This is a genomic window from Oleiphilus sp. HI0067, from assembly GCF_001635735.1.
Window position 1 is genome coordinate 1 of sequence record NZ_LWFI01001167.1, and the last position, 1,107, is coordinate 1,107.

The 1,107-nt window shown below is 44.9% G+C and carries 1 protein-coding gene and 1 tRNA gene; both read right to left on the reverse strand.

What is annotated here, in order from left to right:
* Positions 1–281: 281 nt before the first annotated feature.
* Positions 282–358, reverse strand: a tRNA-Ile gene (locus tag A3739_RS17275).
* A 110-nt stretch (positions 359–468) separates the two neighbouring features.
* Positions 469–1,107, reverse strand: a 639-nt coding sequence (locus tag A3739_RS17280; protein ID WP_156502646.1) for a sigma-70 family RNA polymerase sigma factor, incomplete at its 5' end; no start/stop codon positions are given.

Consider the following 1,107-nt stretch of genomic DNA (forward strand, 5'->3'; position numbering starts at 1 on the left):
CACAGGCGACCTGTAGATATAATTTGAACCAACACAACTCGACCTCTCGAAGCAGGTGCGGTCAAAGCGTTAAGGTCTGCAATCTTCTTCGAAGCGGGCATCGTGAACTGCGAAGCACTAACAGCCGCTTCTGTCTATCTTGAGACTATGACCNTTCAAACTTTGTTAACAACGTTTTTTGTTCACGGACTCCAAGTCAGGGAATCAATGCTAGGTGAGCTAAGGCATATGGCCAAATTTGGTAACCTAGAAGACCATAAGAGGTAAAATTCAAGCAAAAATGGTGGGCCTTCCCAGACTTGAACTGGGGACCTACCGATTATGAGTCGGGTGCTCTAACCAACTGAGCTAAAGGCCCATTCTTGCTTTGCTCTTTCGAAAATGAGCGAAGGGGATCTCTTCATCTAAGAGAGCCTTAAATGAAGAAGGGGCGCATTATAATGCGCCCCTTTAAACTTTGCTAGACGATTATTCGTCTAAGAAGCTGCGTAAATGATCAGAGCGCGTTGGGTGGCGTAATTTACGCAACGCTTTGGCTTCTATCTGACGAATACGCTCACGCGTTACATCAAACTGCTTACCAACTTCTTCCAAAGTGTGGTCCGTATTCATTTCAATACCAAAACGCATACGAAGTACTTTCGCTTCACGTGCAGTCAAACCAGAAAGAACACTACGTGTTGCTTCTTTAAGACCTTCACCTGTTGCTGTATCCACTGGAGATTCAGCCATAGTATCTTCGATAAAATCACCAAGATGCGAATCTTCATCGTCACCGATTGGTGTTTCCATAGAGATTGGCTCTTTAGCGATCTTGAGTACTTTACGTACCTTCTCTTCCGGCATATCCATGCGTTCACCAAGCTCTTCAGGCGTTGGTTCACGGCCCATTTCTTGCAACATCTGACGAGAAATACGATTCAACTTGTTGATCGTTTCGATCATGTGCACTGGAATACGGATTGTACGCGCTTGGTCTGCAATAGAACGCGTAATCGCCTGACGAATCCACCAAGTTGCGTAAGTAGAAAACTTATAACCGCGACGATACTCAAACTTATCTACGGCTTTCATCAAACCAATGTTGCCTTCCTGAATCAGATCAAG